The organism is Nocardioides deserti, assembly GCF_014266025.1.
Lineage (GTDB): Bacteria > Actinomycetota > Actinomycetes > Propionibacteriales > Nocardioidaceae > Nocardioides > Nocardioides deserti.
Window position 1 is genome coordinate 1 of the sequence record NZ_JACMYC010000039.1, and the last position, 1,185, is coordinate 1,185.

The 1,185-nt window shown below is 78.5% G+C and carries 2 protein-coding genes; both read right to left on the reverse strand.

The genetic code is table 11. The annotated features are described in order from the left end of the window. Nucleotides 1-663, reverse strand: a 663-nt coding sequence (locus H7344_RS20160) for an RDD family protein (RefSeq protein WP_186347771.1), incomplete at its 3' end; no start/stop codon positions are given. Beyond that, on the reverse strand, nt 663-1,185 hold a 523-nt coding region (locus H7344_RS20165; RefSeq protein WP_186347772.1), incomplete at its 5' end, for an FHA domain-containing protein. The genes H7344_RS20165 and H7344_RS20160, both read right to left, overlap by 1 nt.

Consider the following 1,185-nt stretch of genomic DNA (forward strand, 5'->3'; position numbering starts at 1 on the left):
AGGCGCGCTCGACGGGGCCGCGGCAGCCACGGCGGGCTGGGGCAGGACCGACGGCGGCGGCGTGGTGGGGCGCGAGGCACGGGGCGGCACGACCGGCGGCGCGACCGCCGCGGGCGGGGTCGGGACGAGCCGCATCGCGGTGAGGTTGACGACCTGCCGCGGCGCGGCGGCGACCTCCTCGACGACGACCGGCGCGGGCCGGACGTCGACCACGACCGCGTGCGTGAGCCGGTCGTGGGCGCCGCGGCGACGGCCGCTGCGGTCCATCACGGCGGTCCAGGCGAGCATGCCGAGCCCGAACCCGAAGGTCGGCAGCGCCGCCACCCCCAGGACGAGCGAGCGCAGCAGCGCGGCCGGGACGCCGATGGGGGCGCCGGTCGTCTCGTGCACGACGCGCAGCCCGAGCAGCGCGCGGCCCGGCGAGGTGCCGCGCAGCCCGAGCAGCAGGGAGAAGACCAGCGACACGAGCAGGACGGTGCCGACGATGACGCCGATGGCGGCACCGGTGCGGCCGCGGTCGAGCAGGAACCACCATGCGGCGAGCGCCGCGACGGCGTACCCGCCCCACGCGACGAGGCGGTCGATGGTGAAGGCGTAGAAGCGCCGGTCCAGCTCCGCTGCGGGGTACGTCGTCGCGGCGGCGGGGGCGGCCGGGGTGGCCATCAGGGCCTGGCGACCTGGATGGTGACCCCGTCACCCAGGTCGATGACCGCGCCGGGGATGAGCTGGACGGCGACGCCCGGCTGGAGGTCCTCGGGGCCTAGTCCCGGCTGGACGAGCACGGTGCCGTTGGTCGAGCCGAGGTCGGTGACGACCGCGAGCCCGTGGTCGGCGCCCGAGCCGGGGCGCACCTCGAGGTGGGTCGAGGAGATCTCCTGCTGCGGGCTCGGCACGGTGACCAGGCGCGGCTGCTCGGTGGAGGTGAACCGGCGGGCCTCGGGCGCGCGGCCGACCAGGACCGCACGGTCCACGTCGACGGTCTCGCCGTGGGAGATGACCAGCCGCGCGACGGGGCGCGAGGTCACCGCCGGGGCCTGCGGCTGGCCGGGGATGCCGGAGGGCTTGCGCTCGAACGGCGTCGGGTCCAGGGCCCCGGCGCGCGTCTCGCCGTCGTGGTCGGAGGCCTCGGGCGCGGGCGGCGGGGGCGGGGGCGGCACCGGCGGCGCCGCGGGCGGGGCAGCGGGC